Source organism: Bacillus cereus group sp. BfR-BA-01430 (genome assembly GCF_022663115.1).
In the GTDB taxonomy this organism is placed as follows: Bacteria; Bacillota; Bacilli; order Bacillales; family Bacillaceae_G; genus Bacillus_A; species Bacillus_A cereus_BD.
Genome location: NZ_JAKUEW010000008.1, coordinates 118817 through 141317, shown reverse-complemented (window position 1 = coordinate 141317; position 22501 = coordinate 118817). Strand labels below are relative to the sequence as shown.

The following is a 22501-nucleotide window of genomic DNA, read 5'->3' as shown; positions in this document are numbered from 1 at the left end:
CTTTAGATGTCATTTTTTCAACATAAATACCCATAAAAAAGTTAATGCTTGCCGTAGTTCTACAGATAATTGCTCAAGCATTTTTTCATTTACTCCCCGCTTATAAACACCCATACCATCCACGACTTGGAATCCTTGCTCCTTCGCTAATTTTTCAAATTCCCACGGCATCATCGTATTACAAACCACATTTTCACCATATAAACGGGGATAGCTATTTTCACGCGGTTTTGCTGTTGGTCCTAAAAGTGCTATGCAAGCATATCCACCACTATATAAAATACGCTTAATTTCACGCAATGACTGCAATGGATCTTCTGTCCATTCTAAAGAATTAATAGCTACTATCGCTGAAAAACGCTCATTTTCAAATGGTAATGCTAATAAATCTCCCTTTATAAAAGATAAATTTTCTCCCTCTCCTCGTTCTTTTGCTTTTTGAATCATCTGCTCTGATAAATCAATTCCGCATACTTTATACCCTGCTATACTTAATTTATATGTACCATACCCATCACCACAACCAATATCTAAAACCGCCTCTCCTTTTTCTACATACTTTTCAAAAAACGGAATAATTGTACTGCGGCTACCATAATCCCACATTTCTTGACTATTTCGATTCCAAGATTCTGCATTACGATTCCATTGTTTCTCTGCTGATTTATGCCAGTTAAACTTCGTCATCCCTTCCCCTACCTTCCTTTATTTTCATTCATTGTCTTTCTACACATTTTTCCTCAATTCCTGTTTATTCTTCCAAAGAGCTGGACATGATAGCAACAGACTCTATATTCACCAATTTTTTCTTCATTTGGATATAACTCATATTCATGTTCTCTTCTTTATGAAAAATAATAAAGGTACACCCAATTGAAAGAGGGGGATGTATATGCCAAGAAAACGAACACACCGCTTTAAAAGTGGTCAAAAAAACGAAGAGTATGCAACTGAAATTGCACCGCATCATCTTCCTATAAGAAAAAGGCATAAAGAAACCTCAAATGAAGTGGAAGGAAGTAATACAAGTACAATTATTGGTTATGTTGCTTTATTTCTTTCTTTATTTTCAATCGCCTTTTATCCTGTTACACTCGGTTCCCTTTCTATTTTAATTGGTTTGTTAGCTGTTAACTTCGGAGCGAAAACTCTCGGATATACAGCGATTGGGTTTGGCAGTTTTTCTGTCTTGTTTACTTTGTTATACCCATTCGTTTTGTCAGCATTATAAAAAACACACCAAGTTTCACTTGGTGTGTTCACTCATGATATAACATAATATGTCCACATACACAGCAATGTTTTGCGGTAATTTCTTGAAATACAGGATAATTTTCCTCATCTCGCTGTTCGATAAAGACTTTCTCAAACCGATACATATTCGGCGCATACGCCCAGTCTTGTTTTGTTCGAGCATATAATGTAGATGTAAAAAACTCCTCTCCTCCGCAAACAATACATACTTTCTTCATTCATACCCCTCCTATGCTTGTCTTACTTTATCTATATGAACAGGAAGATAAAAAAAAGACCTTCTATCATGAGAAAGTCTTTTCTGAAACAAACAAAAATGTACCAAATATACCAAATCCGCTATATTCTTTCTTTTTGCCTGCCTCTGTTTCGAATTTTTGTTTTATTGTTAGAAAGAATACACCATTTCGTGTATCCGTACTTACAAATTGCATTTTTTCTTCTTGTTTTCCTACATTTTGTATACATGTAAAGTCATCTTGATTGCAGTTTAAATCATATTTATCCTGTATATATAAGCGAAAATCAGCTTCTTTCGGACAAGTTAAGAGTAATACTGCAATAAGAATAAGACTCACAATGCCTACAATCGTATAATATTTCTTCATTTGCTCTCCTTTCAAAACAGAAGAAAAACTTGACCAACCCCGTCAAGTTTTTCTTAGTCCGCAATCCATTGCCATTCTTGTTCTTTCTTATCAAAAATAAGCCAGCCCGTTTCTGTTGCATTTTCTTTTAATTCCTCAATGTTATCCACTACCTCATCCGTACTTTCATACGAACCAATTACATATACAGGAATCTCTAGCCCTCTTCTTGACTCGATCTTTCCACCCAAATCAATATACAATCCGTCTTCCATGAGCGGAATCAGTTCAAGAATCACTTCTTTTGAAATAGCTGGGAAAATTTTCGATTTTTGAAAGAACGGAAACCGTTTCTTTCCAAAAGAACCGAACTTATACGGAATCACCTTGCTGAGCATCCCTACAAAATCGGATATTCTGCGGTAATATACTTTGTTATACCAACCATCATCATGTGAAAAATACACAAACCGATTTTTAAGCAATGGAAAGAACGCTCTTCCAAGCGGCTCTTTCTTATGAGCCAAGTATAATAACTCCGCAATTTCTTTCGGCTCTAATTCATCTAAATCGTTTGCATCATCAAAATCAACCCAACAAAACTCATCAAATTCATCAATTTCAGCTTTTATTAACTTATGTATATTGTCTTCTTCAACATATTCAAATAAAGTATGATAATGAAAATCAGTCCACTCAAAATTATGCTTCAAAAGCAATACTTGATGAAGAGGTGAAGGGATATTATTTGCAAACTCTTCAAATGTAATTCCAGAAGTAATAAAACAATGACCTCGACGATTACCATTAATATATATCATATTCTTTACTTGGTCAGATCCTCCAGACAAAGCACCTAGCCACCTTCGTTTTATATGTTTCAATTCTATAGCATATTTTAACATGAAAAATTTTAGAAACATAGAAAAAACTTCAAAAACTATTTACAATTTCGTAAGTTTTATTACATAGTGATTACAATTAAAAAAACCTGTTAAAAAACAGGCTTTTTTACGCAATTTCATCTGGATTTTGCGGGTGATGTGGCTCAGCCTGTTTTTCATTCTTTTGAAAAATAGACTGGATTTTATCAATGGTTTGCGGTGCTAGTTCAATTACTTTTTCAGCTAAATGCGTCGCATTTTGTAAGTGGAGAATATTTACACCGTCCTTATTCACAACAAGAAACGCAACTGGTGTAATAGAAACCCCCCCTGCGCTTCCGCCACCAAATGCAGCATTACCGTTCGCTTTCGGCCCATCATTGGTTTGGAAGTCAGACCCTCCTGCTCCAAAACCAAATGCTACTTTAGATACTGTTAATACTACACCACCGTCAGCCGTTTGAACAGGCTCTCCAACAATTGTATTAACATCGACCATTTCCTTTAAATTTTCCATTGCTGCTTTCATCAATCCTTGAATTGGATGTTCCACCGTTCATAACCTCCTTTGTCATATCTTTCCTAGTTTTTCCGAAACTTCATGAACTAAACATACATTTTCATATTGTATTTAAAACTGATAAGTAATAATATTTAGAAAAAAGAAAAAGAGGGAATTATAATGATACGGAAATTAACAAAGCGTGATCATGAACAGGTCCTTATATTTCTAAAAGAGGAAATATCCATTAACCTATTTATCATTGGTGATATTGAAGCATTTGGATACGATGCAGACTTTCAAGAATTATGGGGGCATTTTACAGAAAATGAAATGTTGCAGTCTGTATTACTGCGCTTTCATGATTCATTTATCCTATATGGAAAGGATAACTTTTCTATTGTGGACTATGAGGTTATTCTCTCCTCTCACAAACCACTTAAAATCTCTGGTAAATCAGACATTGTAGAAAAAATTGAAGATGTACATGGTATACATCTTGGAACAAAAAATAAAACATATTTTTGTGAGTGTAAAGATGATACTGCCTTACCAAAAACGATGATTCATACGACAATTAAACAAGCAACAATAGCGGATGTCGAGCGAATTATGCATCTTCGAAACAACATTGAAGAATTCCCACAGTCAAATCAATCTGAAAAAATATTGCGCCAATCACTCGAAACAAATACAGGACGTACATATTACATTGAAGAAAATGGAGAAATGGTCTCTTCCGCTTCTACATCAGCCGAAAATTCTTTATCTGCAATGGTTGTTGGAGTATGTACACATCCGAATTATCGCGGCAAAGGATACGCTTCGCTCATACTCCAGCAAATGATTCAAGATTTTAAGAAAGAAGGAAGAACACTTTGCTTGTTCTATCATAACCAAGCTGCCGGGAGAATTTATAAACGGTTAGGATTTCAAGACATTGGAACGTGGACAATATATCGATAATAACAAAATCCACCTGGCTATATCGCCCCCCTTTCCCTCTACACAGATTTGAGGTGGGGGGCTCTGTCTTTTTACTAAGGACCAACCATTTCACCGATAAACTTTTTCTTGGCATCTTAAGTTTCATAATGCTTCCTTTTTGCTAGTCATACACTTCGTCTTTTCCTAAAGGAGCTTCGTTATTTACGTATTTAATATTGAAGACACTTTGGTCATTTAATAGCATGGCGATGATAATCGCTGTTCGTTTCCTTCGCATTTTCAAGTTGAAGTCTGCCAATATCTACAGAATAATAATATACTCACTTAACTTATTGTTCCTAATTATTAGAAATAGGATTCCCAACAATCATGCACCGCGATACCTGTAAATGCAGGCAATACCCTAATCGCATTCATGGCAACAGTCCCACGTTTTGGATGAATATATCGAATGGTGAGCTCAGGGGTACTATAGGGCACCCATTCTGTTTTTCCTTGATTACGAAGTCCTGTTTCATCACAATGAACAATCGGAGAAGCTACAATTTTAGAACGGATTTCTTCTTTTTCTTAAAAGCTTTCACCAAAAGAGTGAATGAGGCGGTTGATTGTGCCTTAACTGATTTAATGTTGATATACATCTCGAAAGAATTCAGACATCCACTGAAGGGATAGATACAAATATTGTGTGAAATAGTTCACCATCAATTGAATATTCAGCCCATATTAAGTCGCGTTTGTCACATCTTTTGGAAATGGAGCTTCTTCGATATGAAGACAATGTAGACACATTTTTCGTTCTACTTCATGTTGAAGTACCTCAAAAGAAATCCTCAAATCAAGAGGGTACCTGAGTAGTTACCAATTAAAACCAAAGGGAGATGGGGTGATATGATAAGCTCAAAAGAAACTATTAAAGTTGTTGAACAAAAGGGACAGCAAACTAGCTCGTTTAACAGAGAAGAGATACTAAAGAGAACAAAGGAGTTACTACAGCTAAGTAGTGGCTTTATAACTACTCCTCAAGTTGCAAACTTCTTCGGTATAACCCTTAAAGAGTTGAACAAAACAGTCAAAAGACACAAAGATTAGCTATTAGAGAATGGATATTTCAACAGGAGAGCAATTCTATTTCTAGAAATATTACTAGGTAAAAACAAAGTCGCCGAAGAGGTTCGAACTCAATTGATAAACATCGAAGGACACTCAGCAAAAGAAGATAAACTCAGAGGATTGAATATGAAGAGTGCTCTAATTAGTAAAGTTATAGAAGCAATGTCTAGCGAGGATACTAAGGAGTTAGAATAGGCTAACTCTAATTTAGAAACTTATATGAGAAATAATTACGCAGTAGAACTACCAAAAGTAGCAAACTTAAGAGTTGTTAAGTAATACTACCGAGCTGTCGGCTCTTTTGTTTTCCTCCTCAGGGTACATCAAGATCAACACTAATATTTACCAAAAAATAAAGCAAGGATTTCTCCCCGCTCCTGTTAGTCTCTTTAATGAAAAGATGAATCATTAATATTTTTATCTGCCATTCCGTACAATCAATATCTATTTTACTCCCTTCTTTTTACGGTTTCTAAATATAATCTCTAACGTCACTACTGCGAGAAAGCCTACAGATAGCTGTAAACCTATAAACACAAGTTTATCATTTAGAGGAATATCAGGTACACTCCGCAACAATACAGGAGGTACAAGTATACCGATAATTACAAGGATTCTCGTTATCTTTCCCATTTCGTTTCCCCTATCATATTTTTTAACATTTATATGTATCTTTTAAATTAATTTACATTTCTAATAATTTCTCACGTAAAACTAATTCACTTTCAGTCATATATCCTCTATGCATTTCCTCTATAATTTTATCGTGATTAAAGCACAATACTTTTTCATCACCTAAATAGCCCACTGGGTAAGGAACACCCACATAATCAAAATCACGTTTATCTGCTGATACAACCATTCTTCCAATAATCATAATAATCGGTTCTACACCTTCTAGTTTTACAACGGTTCCAATCGGTAAAAGTTTCATTAATTTATTCTCTTTTTTTATTTTTTAACCCTCAAATAATATTAAAGTACCACTAGATCTCCTACAAAAAGTACAATTTTCTGCGTCTGTGAGTGCAGTATCCATGTCTCAGTAATAAGTGGAAGTCTACCTAGAATAATTAAAATTCTTTTTTTCTAAGCAAACTACTTATCTCGATTCTTTTTAAATTTATTAGTTATAGATTCCAATAATTTTGTTGTACCAAAAGATAAAACGGCTAGTATAAGCACAAAAGCAATAAGTGCTAATTTTCTCCCCACCTATAAGGAGCAAACAAACTAAATATAAGTAAGGTTGAAAAACCAAAAATTTTTATAATTCTCGCTTGTTTAAACACAACTATTCTTCTCCCTGCTTAACAAATTTAGCAAATAAACCGCCACCGACATACGCACCAGTTTCTTGACCTGCATGAAACCTATAACCAATTGTTCCTAATCCTAATTCCCCACACACTTCAAGATCATATTCACCTATTATAGGAATAAAATCAGGGATATCAACTTTTGTTGATAGTTCATATTTTTGGACTGTTAACTCCGAATTATCTTTTCACTCCCCTCATCTTCATGCTCTATAATTGTCATTCGGACGTACGTCCTTTCACTCCTTCACCGCTTTTAATTCTTCCCACTCTTCACGAATAACCCCCATTCGAATAGAATCATAATAGGTTCCATTATAATAACGGCATTTTCGCATTCGCCCTTCTAACTTCATTCCGATTTTCTCAGCCACTTTCATCATTCGCTCATTTCCAGACCAAGTTGTTAATCCCACTCTACCAATCACCATATTTTCAAATAACAAATCTCTATATAATTGTAAAGCTTCTGTACCATAGCCACCGTTCCAATATGCAGGATTATAAATGACAATACCCATCTCTAACCAGCGCGTCGGTTTATACTCCCAATAAAAACCAACTATTCCGATGATTTCACCTTTAACCTCAATAAGGAGTTGAGACAAGGGTTCCTCTTTTAACTTAGATTGTAACTTCTCCTTGTATTCCGAGTACTCTTGCATAGAAAATGGAAAATAGGGAGCATCCCACTTTTTCCATTCCGGCTTTTCTTCTTTATATATTTGTTCATATAACGAATGAATATCTCTCTCGTCTATCTCTCTCACAATCACTTTTTTACCTTCTAAATATATATGTTCCATACTACCTCCTACATCAACCTAAATATTTGAATTTATTATATTACCAATATACAGTGTACCATTGTTCGAAAATTCCAACAACATTTTACATTTTGTTGTATAATATTGTAAAAAGTTAATGGAGGGGGTTTCATGTTACATAAAATATTTTCATTCATCAGCAAACTTTTATCGATTATTTTATCACTCTTACTATTATTAAATTTACCTTACTTGTTTATCACACAAGAGAGATTTACCTTTCAGCCACTTCAATTTTTCAAGCACTTCTTTACTATGTTAAAAGAAGTTTTCTCTCCCACGTCTTTAAGCGTTTTATCATCAGAAGCGCCATTCGGTTATTTTAAAAAAATACCATTATTTCCAACCGTATTAGAACCTTACATATATTCTTTTACTGTTTTGTTCGCAGCTTTTCTTCTTGCGCTCTTTCTTTCATCTAGCATGGCATTTTTCTATTTTTCAGCAAAGGATTCTATTAAAAAGTGGATAAACAGATGTATTTTTGTATTAGAGGCTATCCCTGATATGATGATAATGATTTGTTCACAAATGTTTTTCATCTGGTTTCTTAAGCAGTTCGGGGAATCTCCAGTCACCATTATATCTTTTCAAGAAAATCGAGCCTATTTACTTCCTATTTTAGCTTTAGCAGTGCTACCTACTATACAAATGTTTAGAATGATGATTTTATACATATACGAAGAACATAGGAAGCAATATGTAGAAGTGGCTTATGGAAAAGGCCTGTCATCCAGTTATATACTATGTATTCATTTATTCAAAAATATATCCATTCACCTCTTCCACCATTTAAAAACAATTTTTGTTTTCTTACTTTCTAATTTGTTCATCTTAGAATTTATTTTTAACATGCAAGGGATTGTTCAGTTTTTATTTAGAAAGGCATTTATTTCACCCTCTGCTATATTTATCATACTTATAATGATTATCTTACCGTTTTATATTATCTTTCAAATACTCTCTTTTATGATGAATAGATTGCAAAAACAAATGAAAGGAGAACTGTTATGAGGGGAATTTGGAAATCAAAACGCTTTTTAATCGGATTCATTTATCTTTTCGTCTTCATTACAGCTAGCTTTATTTATAGCTTCTTCTTTAAAGATAGTATACCAGAAGCACCCTTGCTACTTTATAATGACAAGAACGAATTAATTGGAAAAGCTCCTTTTCCTCCATCTGTAATGCCACCTTTTGGCTCTGATCGTTTTGGAGAACCTATTTTCTTACAAATTTTAGATGGGGCAAAATTTACAATTTTATTTGCTATAACAATTAGTTTGTTACGTATTTTATTTGGAACATGTATAGGAATCTTCTTAAGTTTATATGCCGCAAAATTCAAAAGATTTTCCCGATCATGTTCTGAAGTATTTTACTATATTCCAACTTTATTTATCGCGTTCATACTCATAGCACCCCTTAATATTGTCATCACATCAAATACCGATCAACTAAACCCTAATATTTCATTTGCAGTTTATCAAGCGATTGTACTCATTTTTATTGCTTTACCTACAATTTCTTTATACATTTCTTCGGAAGTTGATGAGTTTATGCAACAAGACTATATATTAAGCTCACAACTCATGGGAGCAACTCGTTTCCATATTATAAAGAAACACTTACGAGTCTTATTACTCGGTCGCATATTCGTTCTATTTATGGAGCATATTGTTCAAACACTCATACTCATGATGCATCTAGCATTACTTAACATTATAATCGGTGGAATACAGATGAAAGAACTAAAGGAAGGTGAGTTCAAACCTGTTTCACTCTCAAATGATTGGGCAGGTCTGATTGGATTAAATTATTATGAAATGAACCTTTCATTATGGATTATTTTTTATACACTCGTGACATTCTTTATTACGATTCTTTTTATTAAACTTATGACAACAGGAATACAAGATGCACGAAAAGCAAGATATTCTCAAACAATTGTAACGTCCTCTGTTCCAGATCAAAAAACATATGCGAAAAATAAAGATTCCTTTTCATTTGCTTCTTTAGAAAAAAGAAAACAATCTTCGCCTCATTTATAAAAAAAGGAACACACGAAAATTACTTCGAAGATGATTGAAGTAAGAAATTAAATGAAATAAAGTGAAACTTTAATCAGTGGGGGTTTTCTTCATCCCCCACTGATTATGAACCCTCACTAATCGGGCTGCCCTCAAATAGCGGGATAAAAATTCGATATCAAAAATAAAGAAGGAGCTTAAGTAAAGATGCCCCTTCTTTATTTTAATTCCTTCCAGAACGAATAACTCACTTTTTTATATTTTGCTCTTTCATAAAAACGATGTGCATCTACACGCTGCATAGATGATGTCAGAGCAATGCACTTACAGCCTTGTTCTTTTCCCCATCGCTCTATATATGAGAGTAATGCTTCACCATATCCTTTTGATCGGTACGTTTCCGCTGTTACAAGGTCATATACAAAAACGTGCTTGTTATTATAAAAGTTCGTACCCACAGCTACACCAGCAAGACTAACCGCTTCACCATTTTCATTTATTAAAGAAAATAGCTGATAATGTCCTTCTTTCATCCGGCGAAATAAAACCCGTGCTTCCTCTTTTGTAAGAGTCGTTCGTAATTGTTGTAAAACGGGTAATACCTCATCTAATTGTTCTTCTGTTTTTATTTCGATAATATTCATCTAATCTCTCCTAACTATTTATAAAACTTTCTGAATGTTATATCATTACTTTAAATCGAAACTGTCCTTCATTTAAGTGACAGTTCATTTCTTTTTTATAAGGCCAGTTATTGAAGGAGAGTAAATACTATGGATTTAATCATTCCTATACAAATAGAGAGTCAGGTACCTATTTATATACAAATTTACGAATTTATAAAACAAGAAATTTCAAAAGGCACCCTCCCTGCTGGGACACGTCTTCCTTCACATCGAAACTTAGCATTACAGCTTGGAGTTAGCCGCATTACAGTTGAGTCAGCGTATCAGCAATTGTCTGCAGAAGGATATGTGGACAGTAAGCCGAAGCGTGGTATATTTGTAACTGAAGTAGATGTAGATGTTATCCCTACTAAACATAAAAAACCATCTTACTCATTCGAAAAAATAGAGAAAGAATTCATTTATTTTGATTGTAGTCAAGGAAATATTGATCAAACAGCCTTTCCTCTCTCAAATTGGAAAAGGGCACTTCAAGAGTGCTTACTACAATATGAAAACGATTTATTTACAAAAGAAGACCCTCAAGGGGAACTTATACTTCGTAAGCATATTTCAAAATATTTGTATCACGCTCGCGGGGTTCACTCTTCACCTGATCAAATTGTTGTTGGCGCTGGTATACAGCCCCTTCTTTGGCTGCTTATTCAATTGCTTGGACGACAAAAAGCGTATGCAATAGAAAACCCTGGATTTCATCGTGTAAAAGCTATTATTCAAAGCTGCGGTCTTCCTATTCATCCTATTCCATTAGATGAAAAAGGAATAGACATTTCATTTCTCAGCAATTGTGATGCAAATGTTGCTTATGTTACGCCTTCTCATCAATTTCCATATGGGATGATTATGCCCTTATCAAGGAGACTGGAGTTATTAAAATGGGCAACCGATCGGGATGGCTATATTATTGAAGATGATTACGATGGAGAATTTCGCTATGTCGGAAAACCCATCCCCTCACTGCAAGGACTTGATACAAATGAACGCGTCATTTACATGGGTACTTTTTCAAAATCATTTTTACCATCTTTAAGAATAGGGTATATTGTTCTTCCGAATCATCTTTTAGAAACTTACAACAAACTTGGTGGCATTTTCAAACAAACCGTTTCCAAATTACAACAGCTTGCTCTTGCTCACTTCATTCAAAAAGGAGACTGGGATCGACATTTAAACCGTGTTCGTACACTATATAAGAAAAAACATCATACATTAGTGAAATCGCTTGTAAATCAAATGGGTACCGATGTTGATATACTTGGAGATCAATCTGGACTTCATATTGTGCTCCATGTTCATAATGGCATGAATGAACACGAACTCATTCATGCCGCTGCTGAAAAATATGTAAAAGTTTACCCCTTATCCATATACGATTCAATATATGATTTACGAAAGGAATCTTACGTTCTACTAGGGTTCGGAGGGATACCAATCGATGCAATTGAAACGGTTGTAACATTATTAAAAGAAGCTTGGTTTACTAAAAAAAGCTGTTTCTCGCAACAATAATTGCAAAAACAGCTTTTTCATACTTAATTATTTTAGTTTTCTCTTGAACATTTCACTTCATTTGTTTCCATTGAATAGAAACCTTCTATTTATTTCATAAAGAACGAGATAGCATCTCTTTTTTCAAATCCAATATTTCATCTACCGCTTTTTGATAACCTCCTGCTTTCCGTAAACTTAACCCTACTGTTCTACTTCCCTCTTTATAAACTTCATTATTAAGGAGATGGCTTACTGCCTCTTGTAATGCAGCCGGTGTGATATTTTGATAATCTAAAACAATACCAGCATTTAATTCTTCAACCCGTTTTGCTACAAAAGGCTGATCATTTGTAATTGGTAACACAAGAAGTGGTGTATCATAATAAAGCCCTTCATTCACACTGTTCATACCACCATGAGTAATAAATACATTCGTATATTGTAAGACTTCTAGTTGTGGAACGTAAGGACGCACAATAAAATGAGATGGAATATTTGTAAGTTTCGTTATATCCGTGTCCTTACCAACAGAAATTACAACTACTCCATCAAATTCTTCTAAAGCACGGAAACATGTGTTATATAGTTCGATTTGTTGATTCAGCTCCGTTCCCATTGAAAGGTAAATTACTTCTTTTCCTCTTAGCTTATCAAATGGAAAATCCACATTCTCCTCACGTGCAATAATAGAAGGACCTATAAACTTTACATTACTATGAAATTGCTCTGCATGTGGTTGGAAATATTCAGAAGTAAAAACGAATGTCATATCACTCTCATAATAAAAAAGTTGTTCCAGAGAAGTAATTTGCAGTCTATAGCGATTACTTATTCTATCTAAAATCTTTTGACATTCCTTATATAAAGCTGAGTCTGTATCTACTTTACTTTTTTGGACAGATAATTCCGTAAACATCTCCTTGCTTATCGCAAATGTTGTACAAGAAGCTATCGTTGGTAATTGTAGGATTTTAGCTAAAATTCTACCTAACAAAAAATGTTGGTCGTAAATAATATAATCAAACTTTTCACAGTTCATCTCTTCCAAAAGAAAAGGAAGCGCCTTTTCAGTTGCATTTAAGAATCTATATACCATTTGCACTGGATTAAACATATCCTTCATTCTGTTTTGCAAACGAATTTCTTTCAAATAATCCTTATAATTTCGAAATGCAACACCAGTATTTTGCAATTTAGAACGATATTCTTCCTCACAATAGTAAATAACCTCTTCTCCTCTATTCACAAGTTCTTTAACAAGAGCTATTGTTGGGTTAATATGACCTTCTGCTGGGAAATTTATTACAAGTACTTTTGACATCAAAATCACTCCGTTTTCTATACATTTTCATTAGAGTAGATTTCTAGTTGTCACTTCCTATTTTTTAATTGAAATCATGATTTATGCATAGCAACTGAGGTGAATGTTACAATTTCATCGACAGCTCGTCTATATCCACCTGCCGCGTGTAAAGACTCCCCAATTTCACGACTTCTTTCTCTAAAACTTTTATTATCTAGTATTATTTCTACCGCTTCACGTAATATTTCAGGGGTTATATTTGTACGATCCAATTGAATTCCTGCTCCTAATTCTTCGACTCGTTTTGCTACAAAAGGTTGATCCCCCATAACAGGGATGACAACTAGTGGAACTCCATAATATAACGCTTCACTAGAACTATTCATTCCTCCATGTGTAATAAACACATCTGTATGTTGTAATATTTCTAATTGTGGTACATAATTATATACATTAAAATTCGCTGGAATTTCTTCAAATTGACTGATATTTATTTTCTTCCCTATTACTAACACCACAGCTACATTTAAATCTCGAAATGCTTTGAAACATGTTTCATATAGTTCTGGTTGTTGGTTAAAAATCGTTCCCATCGAAATAAAAAGGACTGGCTTCTTTTTTGAAAATTGGAGTGGAAAGCTTTCCACATCTTTACGCGGTGCGATTGAGGGCCCAACAAATTTATATGATTCATCAAATGTATGAGAGTAAGGTTGATATTGTTTTGACGTATAGACAATCGTAATATCTCCTGGATGATTCATAATATCCAATAAGTCATTGCATTTTACTCCATATTTTTCTTCCCATTTTTTCATGCCTAATACACAAGACTGATAAAGCGGAGAACTTTCATCTATTTGTCTACGTTCATTTTTGTCATGAAGAGAGGTTTCTTTATTAAAAGCAAAAGTTGTGCAGGAAGAAACTTTTGGTACCTGTAAGATTTTCGCAAGAATGGATCCGACTGCAAAATGATTATCATAAATTAAATAATCATATTGTTCTTCTTTTATTTCCTCTAGAATATTCTCTACAATACGATCAGTAGCTTCAATCATCTTTGACAACATCTCTAGAGGGCTATTCCCTTGTTTTATTCGCTCCATAATATTGATTTGAGGAAGAAAATTTTCATATATTCGAAATTCAACACCTGTCGTTTCAATTTTATTTCGATACTCTTCAATACAATACGAAACAACTTTGTCTCCCCTTTTTACTAATTCACTTAGCACTGCCAATGTCGGATTGATATGCCCTTCTCCCGGAAAATGAATTACAAGAACTTTCGCCATCATATTCTCCTTTCTTAACTATTAATAAAGTTAATTTAATAATTAATCTTATTAATGATTTGCTATTTATTATATATGATAATCTATTAACTTTTCATATATTCAAACCACTTTTATTATTGAGAAATATTTTTATAATCATACTCTTTTTCACTTTACATATCATTTTTCAACATTATATCCTTTATATATCTCTAAATTCCTATTCAACACAATTTATAATTTCCTTATCATATCCTTGCTAATCATACAAAAAAATTGAAAAATATTATTTAGATAATTCCTATAGAAATAGAGAAAATGATATAATTCTCCCCAATCCCCTCCTTCAAAATTGCAAAACAACATTCTTATTTACTATTCTTATAAAATGGAATGTATACTCGAACACTAGGAACAAAGATTTTCATTATTTAGCGTCTTATTTCAATTATGCTATATAATGAATGTATGAATATGCAAAGAAAGGAGCATTTTTTATGTTTCAAAAACTATTTTCTTCACCTATTCTATCTATAAATACATTGGACCCAGGTTATGAAGATCATGCAAGTGATGTCTGGCTCATACAAACAAAAGAGGAAGAAGTCATCGTTCGTTCTTCTAAAATGACATCAGAACCTAACAATGATTTTTGGTGGGGATGTAAATACTTATTTGGAATTGATCCAAGAAACGTGCATGCTCTTGAAATTATACATACATTATTGCAAAAACATACTACGCTCCCTATTCCAAAAATATTACAGAAACATAGATTCGAACGGGAATATGTTGTTGTTGAAAAATTAAGCGGTCAAGCGCTCGACTCATTTATCGGCCAACCGAATTCTCTCTTATATAGCCTTGGAAAAGGATTAGCACAAATTCATCAATATACAGCAAATTATATTGGGAATCCAACTGAAACTTTTAAAATTCGCCTCAATCAATTTTACAAACACATTGAAAAGGTAAGTCAGCAACTCGTAGAAAAATTTCATTCTCATAACCCCAAAATATGTAATACATTAAAAAACTTTCAAACTCAGCTTCATGCTCTTCCAACACCGAAAGAAGCAACTCTTGTTTTAATTGATATGGACCCCACTCAATTTTTAACAGACGGTTCTAGAATTACTGGTTTAGTAGATACCGAAGCTTACGCTATTGCCCCAAGAGAATTTGATTTTATTGGATTAGAATACGTATTTACAGAAAAAGAAGCTCGTACTTTTCAAAAAGGTTACGAAACAATCATGCCCATTCCTGATTTAAAGCAGTGCAGAGCACCATATCGATACTTATATCGATTATTATCCGTTCAAGGGAATATTGATTTAGATGAATGGTTACAACATCCTTCTTATTTTTAATTGTTGTAGATTACAACAGTTTTCGCTCTAATATACATATTGATTTTTAAAAATGAAAAAGGACTAAATTGCATTGCTACAATTCAGTCCTTTTTCTTAATTATTTTTTTCTTAATATATTCACAACCGCAGTTGTTTCACGATTTTCTTTATAAACGCGTGGAATTCTTCGATCTAACATACACGTCACTTCATAGTTAATCGTATCTAATAAATCCGCAACTTCCTCAACTGGAATTTCTTCATCTCCTTGTTTTCCGTAGAAAACTACTTCATCACCTACACGTACAGGCATCGCCTTTGTAACATCAAGCATTAATTGGTCCATACATACACGTCCAAGAACAGGTACACGAATACCATTGATTAATGCATGACCTTTATTTGATAACTGACGATTGTAACCATCCGCATAACCAATCGGAACGGTTGCAATCCATTCTTCGCCCGTTGTCATATACGTATTCCCATAACTCACACCACGATTTTTTTTCGCATGTTTAATATGAGCTACTTTCGACTTTAACGATAATGCTGGCTGCAAAGATACAACTGTATGATCTACATCTCTTGAAGGATACATACCGTAAATCCCAATCCCAACGCGAACCATATTTTGAAACGTATTGCTAAGTTCCATTGATCCTGCACTATTAGAACTATGAATATAAGGAATTTGCATCCCTAGTTCTTTCGCCGTATTCACTGCTTTCTCAAATAACTTTGTCTGCATATTCGTATATGTTTTATCTAATTCATCAGCTGTAGAGTAATGCGTAAACATTCCTTCTACTTCTATATGATTCATCTTTTGTAATTCTTTTAAAAAAGGAGCAACTTCCTCCTCTTGTAAACCGATACGACTCATGCCAGTATCAATCTTCACATGAACACGTGCTTTCGTTTGAAGCTGTTTCGCAATTTCATTTATACTTGATAATTCTTCTATTCTATATACTGTCATCATAATATCATATTCGATTGCATCTTGAGCAGCTTCTACAGGTGTATATCCTAAAACTAAAATTGGAACTGTCACGCCAGCTTCGCGTAGCTCAATTCCTTCATCCACAAATGCAACAGCAAGTTGCTGAACACCTGCTTCAATCGCTGCTTTTGCAACTTCCACTGCTCCATGTCCATATGCATTTGCTTTTACAGCTGCCATCATCGTGATATTTCCATTATGAATTCTCTTTTTAAATTCTTTCACATTATGTTTAATAGCATCTAAATTGACTTCAACAATTGTATTTCTTCCATATCTCGAACTCATTGGTCTAAACTCCTAACTCAATAATTGCTTTCGATTCTATTTCTCGTTTCATACGACCTTTTACAATATAATACTTTTCATTTTCCTAGTCAAACTACTAGAATCTTCAGAATTTTAAGTATGATATAATACTCTTAGAAAACTATTATATACGGAGATGAGAAGAATTACAATGTTTGTTCAAGCTGCTTTACATCAATTAAAAATTGCGATTCATACATCTATCAAAATGCTGAATCCACTCACTGAATCAGATTTAAACATAAAACCAATTCAACATAAGCGATCGTTATTTGAAATGTACGCTCACCTTTCTCTTATTTGTCATGCAGATTTACTCATTTTAAATGAGACTCCACAAGAGGAATTACAGACTTTTTATCGTAAACATACACCAAAAACCATTCATGAAATACAGCAAACCATGCTTCAGGGATATGATCTTCTTTCTGAAACGTTTCTATCTTATTCACACGAAGAGTTGGCTCATATAACAACTGCATATTGGGGTGTTTCTTATTCTCGATTCGAATGGTTACTTGAAATCATTGCACACGTTTATCATCATCGGGCTCAAATTCACATATTAGTAACCGAGCATATTCAAGATCCTTCAGTTGCTTTGTTCGAGTAAATTTCCTACTCGGATAAAGCAACTATAGAATCTTTTTCCTATTCTTATCAAGCTCTTATTTCTAGATGACTTGTATCATTCATAAAGTGAACCATTCTTTGCTTTCCTGTCAATTCAAGCAAACTGATTCCCGTATCCCCCATTTTAAAGTAATAATCTTTATTTATTGGCATTTGAAAAAAAGCACTCAATATACAAGTGATTACTCCACCATGGGCTACAATCGCAATTCTTTCATGGTTATTTTCCGTTATAATCTTTGAAAATATCGCCTCAATTCTCATGCGAAACTCTATAAAAGATTCTCCATTTTCAAAGCGATCATAAAGATATTTTGGCTCTGGATATTTTTTTGCTTCTTCAAAAGACATACCAGCCTGTACACCGTTATTAAACTCCATTAATTCTTCTTCAAATTTCACTGGGCATCCAACTGCTTCTGCCAAAGTTTCCGCTGTTTCCTTAGCTCTTTTCAATGTACTAGCCCATATGTAATCTGGAGGAAATTCACTTTTTACTTTTTGGACTAACTTTGCAACTTGCTCTCTTCCTTTCTCCGTTAGTTCAAAGTCTGCTCGTCCCTCATGTACATGTAAAATATCTGCTTCTGATTCCCCATGCCGTATTAATAGTATTTGCATCATGATCCCATCCCTTTTTTTCAATATTTCCAAAATAAAACTCCATCATGTTTTCTCTTTCACTTCAAACCCAAAAAAGAGAAATGGAAACCCATTTCTCTTTCTTCTTATTATTACTCTTTTGGCGCGTCAGAAGAAGGCAATGTCTTCGCTTGTTTTTCTTTAAAGATTTCTCCGATTGCACCAAGAGTTCCAAGTGTTTCAATTGCATTTGAAGGGATAAATACTTTATTAGCTGGTCCTTTTGCTACTTCAGCTAATGATTCAAACGATTTATACGCAAGGATACGTTCATCTAGATTAGCTTCTCGTATGAATTGAATTCGATTTTGTTCCGCTTTTGCGATAATTTCAATCGCTTTTGCTTCCCCTTGCGCCTCTAGTTCTTTTGCTTCTCTTACGCCTTCCGCTTCTCGAATACGCGCTTCCTTATCCCCTTCAGCCATTAATATTTTACTTTGTTTTTCCCCTTCTGCTCGAAGTACTTTATCTTGTCTCGCAGCTTCTGCTTCTAAAATAATAGCACGCTTATTACGCTCTGCTTTCATTTGTTTTTCCATTGCTGCTTGCACATCTTTTGGAGGGTTAATATCAACTATCTCTACACGTTCGATACGAACGCCCCATTTTTCTGTTGCTTCATCAAGAGCTAGACGAATTTCTGTTGAAATTTTCTCACGTCCTGATAAGGTTTCATCCAGTTCCATGTTCCCAATGATTTGACGCATTGTTGCAGATGTAATATTACGAACACCGTATTCATAATTTGAAATACCATATGTTGCAAGTTCGGGTTCAACTATTTGATAAAAGATAATTGTATCGATTTCTACTTGTACGTTATCACGTGTAATTACTTTTTGCGGCGGTACATTCGTTTGTTGAATACGTAAATCATGATAAACACGAACACGATCAACAATTGGAATGATAAGGTTTAGTCCCGGGTTCAGAATACATCGAAACTTACCAAACCTTTCAACGACTCCAACCTTTTGCTGTGGAATAATTTTAATCGTTAACGCGATAAATATAATAACAATTAATGCAAAAATAATCGTTAATGTTAATGCTACCATTTTATTCACTCTCCTTTTTCACATATAAAACTGTACTATTCCTCTTTATAACAATGACTTTCTCTCCAATTGAAATAGGTACATCAGAAATAGCAGTCCAAGTGTCTCCATCTACTTTCACAATTCCATTCTCTTCATTTGTAATCGCTTTCGTAACAATCCCTTGTTTTCCCTCAAGTTTATCGACAGTATCAGTAAATCCTTTTGCTTCTCGAAAATTTTTAGAAATTCTTTTTGTAAAGAAAGTTAATGTCAAACTTACAATTGCCCCTACAACAACTTGTAGAAATAATGCTTCTGGAGCAAACAGTGCAATAAGACCTCCAACAACCGCTCCTATCCCAAGCCAAAGCATATAAAAAGTAATGGATAACATCTCAGCGATAAATAAAATTCCAGCTATAATAAACCAAACAACCCATGCGGCCATATACAACCCTCGCTTTCTATTCTATTTTCTATATGTATATGAAAAAAAGAATGGTTTATCCTCTATTCACAGGCAGTAATTCTCATTCCTAAATATTCAAGCAAGAACAAATCATTTCTTCCATTCATAATGCTCCATACTGAATATAAACAACCATTAGCTGATAGCTATTATACTATTCACTGTTACAATAAGTTATCATTAAAATGTTATATTAATATATTCTTCATTATACATGAAAAATCCTTGTATAAAAGTTACAAAAAATATAATTCTTTCGAAATTTTTGTTTACAAATTAAAATGAATATAAAAATAATTATTTATAGGAGGTTACCCCATTGTGTAAGCAGCCATTGCCCTTTTATTGGATATCTAAAATGTGCATGACCCTGGCTGATGTTGTTTATATTATGATTCTAACTACTCATATGTATATAACAACAAAATCTGCTACTATCACAGCCCTATTTCCATTACTACAAGCTATTGTAAACTTGATTGCAAATGCTTCTGCACCACTTCTCATCAATCGTTTCTCATCTTACTCTCTGCTCTTTAGATTCCAATGGATAAAAACGGTCTTTCTCATTCTCTTAACACTTCTATTCCCAATTATATCATCAAATATTATTGCTCTTTTGGCATTTATTACTTTTATTTCGTTTTGTACAGGATGGAGTTCTCCTCTGCTATACACTGTTATTCCACGATTAACACAGCAAGAAAGACTAGTAAAAGTAAATAGTATCTTTTCTTTTTCAACACAAATTGTACAAGCAGCAGCTTATTCTTTTACAAGTATGATTGTCCTTATCATCGGAGCAACGCCTACACTAATAATTAACAATATGTTCATGATTTGTGGATGTATTACACTGTATTTTTCTTTGCACTCTATACAAATTGAAAAAACTGCTAAAAATTCCAGCACTCATTCTATCTCTGCATTACTTGAAGGATGGAAACTTTTATTTCAACATCCATCTCTTCGCACAATTACATATATGGATTTAATTGAAACATTGGCTGGAACCGTTTGGATGGGAGCGATTACAATGGCCTATGTCACAACTGTTCTTCATAAAGGCGAAGAATGGTGGGGATATATTAATACAAGCTATTATATTGGAACATTATTAGGCGGCCTCTTAGCATGGCGATTCAGTTCCTATATTCAGCATCATTTAATACGCTCAATGGCTATTGGATCTCTTATATTCAGTGTACTTACTTTCTTATATGGCATAACAAGCCATGGATTTATCGCACTAGCTCTCTGCCTTCTCATAGGTCCTGCCTATCAAATTCGCGATATTTCTCAAATGACCGTTCTACAATCAAGTGTACCTTCAGCCTTATTATCCAAAATTTATACAGCTCATGGCACACTCATTTCTAGTGCTTCTGGACTTTCCATACTAAGTGTCGGAATCATTACGGATATGTTTGGGGTTCGGACAATCTATATCCTAGCGGCTTTCCTTATTTTATGTTCTGCTTGCCTTTCTTTTATATTATTAAAGTATATAAAAATACGTGAAAAGGATCTTTCTTTTCAATCCGACCTTTAAACTTTTCAAAATAAATAAAAACCCGCCTTAGATGAATACACTTCACCTAAGGCGGGTTTCATTTTATATACATCCCTTCAAGCAAGCGATAAATAAATTCATCTTGCTTTCCTGTTAATACAGGACATCCCTCTATATCAACCCATTCATAGCAAAATGTTATGTTTTCGTTTTCTTTAATTACTATATGTTCCCATATATCCTTCACTTCCGTTAACAATGACATATGAAAAAAGTGATGTTTTTCGTACTCCTGTCTTTCCTTCACATAGATCATATAGTCATCGATAAAACGCTCAATATACAAATGACGTAGTCCTGTTTCTTCCATTACTTTACGTAATATAGCAGCTTCCAAACTTTCTTCCGGCCTTACTATACCACCAGGAATTTGTATCCTCTCTTTTGGCATATCACGATGTTTAGAAACAAGCAATTGCATCATTCCTTCTTTTTCTCTTGTAATATATGCATATACTTTCTTCCTATATAACATAGCCATTTCCTCTTCTCCCCTCACTCTATTACTTCATCGCTTCCTCTAAGGTGAGATTATTTTCATATAAATATGTAGCTTGCGGGTTTCCTACATACCGTACATGCCAAGGTTCATAACGATATCCTGTAATTCCTTCTTTTTCTTTTGTATATCTAATAACAAACCCAAATTTATGAGCATTTTTAGCGAGCCATTTCCCCTCTTTTGTTTCTCCGAAAACAGATTCTAACTGAAATTTTGCCGATTGCGATGTAATATCCATTGCGAGACCTGTTTGGTGCTCACTCGTTCCTGGAATTGCACTAGACATCGCCGTTTTCGCTTCTCCATCTTGCATTTTATACATGGTGTTTAACGCCTTTTGCCGATCAAACGATCTAAATCCAGAAGCTGCAAATAGAAATATCCGCTCCTTGTCTCCTTGCTGAAACATTTTCTCCAGTGCTACAGCTGCTTCTTTCCGCATCTTTTTTTTCTCGTAATTTCCCTCACTTAAAAAACGTACATTCGGAATAACTAAGTCTTGCGGCTTATAGTGATCTGGTAACCGCCTACTCTTATTTACAAGCACAAAGATAGAATTCGCATTATTGACAACTGCGATATTTCCTTCCATCTTTGAAATTGTTTCTTCAGATTTTGGAAACATTACAGTCGCATTCACTTCTTGCGCTTGCTTTTCCTTATACATTTTGTAATTGATACCCGATATCCCAACGATAACTACAACTACTATAATACCTAGTAGGATCCATCTTTTTTTCATAAAACG

27 protein-coding genes are annotated in these 22501 nt (G+C 34.1%); 9 read left to right on the top strand and 18 right to left on the bottom strand.

Translation table 11 applies throughout. From position 1 onward, the window contains the following. Positions 1-9: 9 nt before the first annotated feature. Entirely contained in the window at positions 10-687 is a 678-nt protein-coding gene (locus MR058_RS14965) for a class I SAM-dependent methyltransferase (RefSeq protein ID WP_242144745.1), read from the bottom strand. Positions 688-892: 205 nt separating this feature from the next. On the opposite strand from MR058_RS14965, the gene MR058_RS14960 reads away from it, so the two are divergent. Then, positions 893-1231, top strand: coding sequence for a permease (locus MR058_RS14960; RefSeq protein WP_242144744.1), 339 nt, complete (start codon positions 893-895; stop codon positions 1229-1231). 28 nt (positions 1232-1259) lie between these two features. Here the strand turns inward: MR058_RS14960 and MR058_RS14955 are convergent, their stop codons facing one another. The 4 genes from MR058_RS14955 to ytfJ all read right to left on the bottom strand — a co-directional run bounded on the left by MR058_RS14955 (position 1260) and on the right by ytfJ (position 3278). Continuing rightward, positions 1260-1472 (bottom strand): hypothetical protein, encoded by a 213-nt coding sequence (locus tag MR058_RS14955; protein WP_242144743.1) that lies wholly within the window; start codon positions 1470-1472, stop codon positions 1260-1262. A 66-nt stretch (positions 1473-1538) separates the two neighbouring features. Further along, on the bottom strand, positions 1539-1862 hold the full coding sequence (locus MR058_RS14950; protein WP_242144742.1) for a hypothetical protein: 324 nt from the start codon (positions 1860-1862) through the stop codon (positions 1539-1541). A gap of 53 nt (positions 1863-1915) precedes the next feature. Continuing rightward, positions 1916-2692, bottom strand: coding sequence for an oxalate:formate antiporter (locus tag MR058_RS14945; RefSeq protein WP_242144784.1), 777 nt, complete (start codon positions 2690-2692; stop codon positions 1916-1918). A gap of 160 nt (positions 2693-2852) precedes the next feature. Then, positions 2853-3278 (bottom strand): GerW family sporulation protein, encoded by a 426-nt coding sequence (ytfJ, locus tag MR058_RS14940; protein WP_242144741.1) that lies wholly within the window; start codon positions 3276-3278, stop codon positions 2853-2855. 129 nt (positions 3279-3407) lie between these two features. Between ytfJ and MR058_RS14935 the strand changes: the two genes are divergently transcribed. After that, positions 3408-4193 carry a GNAT family N-acetyltransferase gene (locus MR058_RS14935; RefSeq protein ID WP_242144740.1) on the top strand — a complete coding sequence of 262 codons (786 nt, stop codon included), beginning with the start codon at positions 3408-3410 and terminating at the stop codon, positions 4191-4193. Positions 4194-4520: 327 nt separating this feature from the next. Here MR058_RS14935 and MR058_RS23700 read toward each other — a convergent pair whose 3' ends face one another. Then, the gene (locus tag MR058_RS23700; protein WP_396021449.1) at positions 4521-4733 is read right to left on the bottom strand and encodes an IS66 family transposase; all 213 of its coding nucleotides are present in this window, start codon (positions 4731-4733) and stop codon (positions 4521-4523) included. 333 nt (positions 4734-5066) lie between these two features. Between MR058_RS23700 and MR058_RS14930 the strand changes: the two genes are divergently transcribed. Next, complete coding sequence (locus MR058_RS14930; protein WP_242144739.1) at positions 5067-5267, top strand: hypothetical protein; 201 nt, start codon at positions 5067-5069, stop codon at positions 5265-5267. A gap of 465 nt (positions 5268-5732) precedes the next feature. Here the strand turns inward: MR058_RS14930 and MR058_RS14925 are convergent, their stop codons facing one another. From MR058_RS14925 to MR058_RS14915, 3 genes are all read right to left on the bottom strand, one after another. Beyond that, on the bottom strand, positions 5733-5921 hold the full coding sequence (locus tag MR058_RS14925; protein WP_242144738.1) for a hypothetical protein: 189 nt from the start codon (positions 5919-5921) through the stop codon (positions 5733-5735). A gap of 52 nt (positions 5922-5973) precedes the next feature. Next, positions 5974-6222: a DUF4176 domain-containing protein gene (locus tag MR058_RS14920; RefSeq protein WP_242144737.1), complete on the bottom strand. Its 249-nt coding sequence runs from the start codon at positions 6220-6222 to the stop codon at positions 5974-5976. Positions 6223-6846: 624 nt separating this feature from the next. Beyond that, a complete protein-coding gene (locus tag MR058_RS14915) occupies positions 6847-7413 on the bottom strand; it encodes a GNAT family N-acetyltransferase (RefSeq protein ID WP_242144736.1) in 567 nt (188 codons plus the stop codon). 132 nt (positions 7414-7545) lie between these two features. Here MR058_RS14915 and MR058_RS14910 point away from each other — a divergent pair, with 132 nt between their 5' ends. Together MR058_RS14910 and MR058_RS14905 are read left to right on the top strand one after the other, a co-directional pair. Then, complete coding sequence (locus MR058_RS14910; protein ID WP_242144735.1) at positions 7546-8448, top strand: ABC transporter permease subunit; 903 nt, start codon at positions 7546-7548, stop codon at positions 8446-8448. Beyond that, positions 8445-9485, top strand: a complete 1041-nt coding sequence (locus MR058_RS14905; RefSeq protein WP_242144734.1) for an ABC transporter permease — start codon at positions 8445-8447, stop codon at positions 9483-9485. The genes MR058_RS14910 and MR058_RS14905 overlap by 4 nt, the downstream gene beginning before the upstream one ends. A 197-nt stretch (positions 9486-9682) precedes the next feature. Here MR058_RS14905 and MR058_RS14900 read toward each other — a convergent pair whose 3' ends face one another. Next, a complete protein-coding gene (locus MR058_RS14900; RefSeq protein ID WP_242144733.1) occupies positions 9683-10108 on the bottom strand; it encodes a GNAT family N-acetyltransferase in 426 nt (141 codons plus the stop codon). A 129-nt stretch (positions 10109-10237) separates the two neighbouring features. Here MR058_RS14900 and pdxR point away from each other — a divergent pair, with 129 nt between their 5' ends. After that, complete coding sequence (gene pdxR / locus MR058_RS14895) at positions 10238-11659, top strand: MocR-like pyridoxine biosynthesis transcription factor PdxR (RefSeq protein WP_242144732.1); 1422 nt, start codon at positions 10238-10240, stop codon at positions 11657-11659. A gap of 94 nt (positions 11660-11753) precedes the next feature. Here pdxR and MR058_RS14890 read toward each other — a convergent pair whose 3' ends face one another. Next, positions 11754-12962: a macrolide family glycosyltransferase gene (locus MR058_RS14890; protein WP_242144731.1), complete on the bottom strand. Its 1209-nt coding sequence runs from the start codon at positions 12960-12962 to the stop codon at positions 11754-11756. A 74-nt stretch (positions 12963-13036) separates the two neighbouring features. Continuing rightward, positions 13037-14242 carry a macrolide family glycosyltransferase gene (locus tag MR058_RS14885; protein ID WP_242144730.1) on the bottom strand — a complete coding sequence of 402 codons (1206 nt, stop codon included), beginning with the start codon at positions 14240-14242 and terminating at the stop codon, positions 13037-13039. Positions 14243-14721: 479 nt separating this feature from the next. On the opposite strand from MR058_RS14885, the gene MR058_RS14880 reads away from it, so the two are divergent. After that, positions 14722-15597, top strand: coding sequence for a phosphotransferase (locus tag MR058_RS14880; RefSeq protein ID WP_242144729.1), 876 nt, complete (start codon positions 14722-14724; stop codon positions 15595-15597). 100 nt (positions 15598-15697) lie between these two features. On the opposite strand, the gene alr is transcribed toward MR058_RS14880, so the two are convergent. Continuing rightward, positions 15698-16873 carry an alanine racemase gene (gene alr, locus MR058_RS14875; protein WP_242144728.1) on the bottom strand — a complete coding sequence of 392 codons (1176 nt, stop codon included), beginning with the start codon at positions 16871-16873 and terminating at the stop codon, positions 15698-15700. 172 nt (positions 16874-17045) lie between these two features. Here alr and MR058_RS14870 point away from each other — a divergent pair, with 172 nt between their 5' ends. Next, positions 17046-17507, top strand: a complete 462-nt coding sequence (locus tag MR058_RS14870; RefSeq protein WP_242144783.1) for a DinB family protein — start codon at positions 17046-17048, stop codon at positions 17505-17507. 47 nt (positions 17508-17554) lie between these two features. Here the strand turns inward: MR058_RS14870 and MR058_RS14865 are convergent, their stop codons facing one another. From MR058_RS14865 to MR058_RS14855, 3 genes are all read right to left on the bottom strand, one after another. Beyond that, positions 17555-18148, bottom strand: coding sequence for a histidine phosphatase family protein (locus MR058_RS14865; RefSeq protein ID WP_242144782.1), 594 nt, complete (start codon positions 18146-18148; stop codon positions 17555-17557). Positions 18149-18261: 113 nt separating this feature from the next. Beyond that, entirely contained in the window at positions 18262-19227 is a 966-nt protein-coding gene (locus MR058_RS14860; protein WP_242144727.1) for an SPFH domain-containing protein, read from the bottom strand. A gap of 1 nt (position 19228) precedes the next feature. Then, positions 19229-19657: an NfeD family protein gene (locus tag MR058_RS14855; protein ID WP_242144726.1), complete on the bottom strand. Its 429-nt coding sequence runs from the start codon at positions 19655-19657 to the stop codon at positions 19229-19231. A 379-nt stretch (positions 19658-20036) separates the two neighbouring features. Between MR058_RS14855 and MR058_RS14850 the strand changes: the two genes are divergently transcribed. Continuing rightward, complete coding sequence (locus MR058_RS14850) at positions 20037-21230, top strand: MFS transporter (RefSeq protein WP_396021450.1); 1194 nt, start codon at positions 20037-20039, stop codon at positions 21228-21230. Between the two features lie 58 nt (positions 21231-21288). Here the strand turns inward: MR058_RS14850 and MR058_RS14845 are convergent, their stop codons facing one another. Together MR058_RS14845 and MR058_RS14840 are read right to left on the bottom strand one after the other, a co-directional pair. Beyond that, entirely contained in the window at positions 21289-21732 is a 444-nt protein-coding gene (locus tag MR058_RS14845; RefSeq protein WP_242144724.1) for an NUDIX domain-containing protein, read from the bottom strand. A 22-nt stretch (positions 21733-21754) separates the two neighbouring features. Beyond that, positions 21755-22495: a M15 family metallopeptidase gene (locus MR058_RS14840; RefSeq protein ID WP_242144723.1), complete on the bottom strand. Its 741-nt coding sequence runs from the start codon at positions 22493-22495 to the stop codon at positions 21755-21757. Positions 22496-22501 lie beyond the last annotated feature (6 nt).

Bases quoted from the DNA above. Each gene is read 5' to 3' on its own strand.
- MR058_RS14860 (WP_242144727.1), bottom strand. From the start codon at position 19,227: ATGGTAGCATTAACATTAACGATTATTTTTGCATTAATTGTTATTATA.
- MR058_RS14845 (WP_242144724.1), bottom strand. From the start codon at position 21,732: ATGGCTATGTTATATAGGAAGAAAGTATATGCATATATTACAAGAGAA.
- MR058_RS14910 (WP_242144735.1), top strand. From the start codon at position 7,546: ATGTTACATAAAATATTTTCATTCATCAGCAAACTTTTATCGATTATT.
- MR058_RS14890 (WP_242144731.1), bottom strand. From the start codon at position 12,962: ATGTCAAAAGTACTTGTAATAAATTTCCCAGCAGAAGGTCATATTAAC.
- MR058_RS14925 (WP_242144738.1), bottom strand. From the start codon at position 5,921: ATGGGAAAGATAACGAGAATCCTTGTAATTATCGGTATACTTGTACCT.
- pdxR (WP_242144732.1), top strand. From the start codon at position 10,238: ATGGATTTAATCATTCCTATACAAATAGAGAGTCAGGTACCTATTTAT.
- MR058_RS14885 (WP_242144730.1), bottom strand. From the start codon at position 14,242: ATGGCGAAAGTTCTTGTAATTCATTTTCCGGGAGAAGGGCATATCAAT.
- MR058_RS14865 (WP_242144782.1), bottom strand. From the start codon at position 18,148: ATGCAAATACTATTAATACGGCATGGGGAATCAGAAGCAGATATTTTA.
- MR058_RS14880 (WP_242144729.1), top strand. From the start codon at position 14,722: ATGTTTCAAAAACTATTTTCTTCACCTATTCTATCTATAAATACATTG.
- MR058_RS14965 (WP_242144745.1), bottom strand. From the start codon at position 687: ATGACGAAGTTTAACTGGCATAAATCAGCAGAGAAACAATGGAATCGT.
- MR058_RS14935 (WP_242144740.1), top strand. From the start codon at position 3,408: ATGATACGGAAATTAACAAAGCGTGATCATGAACAGGTCCTTATATTT.
- MR058_RS14955 (WP_242144743.1), bottom strand. From the start codon at position 1,472: ATGAAGAAAGTATGTATTGTTTGCGGAGGAGAGGAGTTTTTTACATCT.
- MR058_RS14960 (WP_242144744.1), top strand. From the start codon at position 893: ATGCCAAGAAAACGAACACACCGCTTTAAAAGTGGTCAAAAAAACGAA.
- MR058_RS14950 (WP_242144742.1), bottom strand. From the start codon at position 1,862: ATGAAGAAATATTATACGATTGTAGGCATTGTGAGTCTTATTCTTATT.
- MR058_RS14905 (WP_242144734.1), top strand. From the start codon at position 8,445: ATGAGGGGAATTTGGAAATCAAAACGCTTTTTAATCGGATTCATTTAT.
- MR058_RS14920 (WP_242144737.1), bottom strand. From the start codon at position 6,222: ATGAAACTTTTACCGATTGGAACCGTTGTAAAACTAGAAGGTGTAGAA.
- MR058_RS14915 (WP_242144736.1), bottom strand. From the start codon at position 7,413: ATGGAACATATATATTTAGAAGGTAAAAAAGTGATTGTGAGAGAGATA.
- MR058_RS14855 (WP_242144726.1), bottom strand. From the start codon at position 19,657: ATGGCCGCATGGGTTGTTTGGTTTATTATAGCTGGAATTTTATTTATC.
- MR058_RS14870 (WP_242144783.1), top strand. From the start codon at position 17,046: ATGTTTGTTCAAGCTGCTTTACATCAATTAAAAATTGCGATTCATACA.
- MR058_RS14930 (WP_242144739.1), top strand. From the start codon at position 5,067: ATGATAAGCTCAAAAGAAACTATTAAAGTTGTTGAACAAAAGGGACAG.
- alr (WP_242144728.1), bottom strand. From the start codon at position 16,873: ATGAGTTCGAGATATGGAAGAAATACAATTGTTGAAGTCAATTTAGAT.
- MR058_RS14850 (WP_396021450.1), top strand. From the start codon at position 20,037: ATGTGCATGACCCTGGCTGATGTTGTTTATATTATGATTCTAACTACT.
- MR058_RS14840 (WP_242144723.1), bottom strand. From the start codon at position 22,495: ATGAAAAAAAGATGGATCCTACTAGGTATTATAGTAGTTGTAGTTATC.
- MR058_RS14900 (WP_242144733.1), bottom strand. From the start codon at position 10,108: ATGAATATTATCGAAATAAAAACAGAAGAACAATTAGATGAGGTATTA.